This window comes from Allobacillus halotolerans, assembly GCF_018967645.1.
GTDB classification, from domain to species: Bacteria; Bacillota; Bacilli; order Bacillales; family Alkalibacillaceae; genus Allobacillus; species Allobacillus halotolerans.
Genome location: NZ_JAHLZF010000036.1, coordinates 1 through 542 on the forward strand (window position 1 = coordinate 1; position 542 = coordinate 542).

Consider the following 542-nt stretch of genomic DNA (forward strand, 5'->3'; position numbering starts at 1 on the left):
ACTGTTAGATACGTATACAACAGAAACTTACCTAAATCATTGATTGAAGAATTAAAAGCTTATATTGATTCTGGCGGGAAGATTAGCCAAACAACTTTAATGTCTCTATTCTCGTTCTTCCAAGACCCTGAATTAGAAGTTAAGAAAATCGAAGAAGATGAGAAAGAATCTATTAAAAAAGCTCAAAAAGGTATTTATAAAGACCCTAGAGACATCAATGATGACGAACAAGATGATGATACAAAAGATACTGTTGATAAAAAGGAATGATTGTAATTGCCTAACAAAAACACTCAAGAATATTGGGAAGAACGCGGACGCAAAGCAATCGAGAATGAGTTGAAGCGTGATAAAACTAAAGCTGAAGAAATAGAACGTATATTGAATATGATGATTAAGCGCATTGAAAAAGAAATCAATGCGTTTATTGTTAAGTACGGAGATTTTGCAGGCGTTACATTACAAGAAGCACAAAAGATTATTGATGAGTTCGATGTAAAAGCGTTTCAAGAAGAAGCAAAAAGATTGGTCGAAAACAAGGA

1 protein-coding gene and 1 pseudogene are annotated in these 542 nt (G+C 33.2%); both read left to right on the plus strand.

Going from position 1 to position 542, the window contains the following annotated elements; all coding sequences use genetic code 11:
• The coding region (locus KQ486_RS13715; RefSeq protein ID WP_216687975.1) for a phage portal protein at positions 1–270 on the plus strand (270 nt) is incomplete at its 5' end.
• Between the two features lie 6 nt (positions 271–276).
• A pseudogene (locus tag KQ486_RS14485) lies at positions 277–542 on the plus strand (minor capsid protein); the annotation flags it as partial.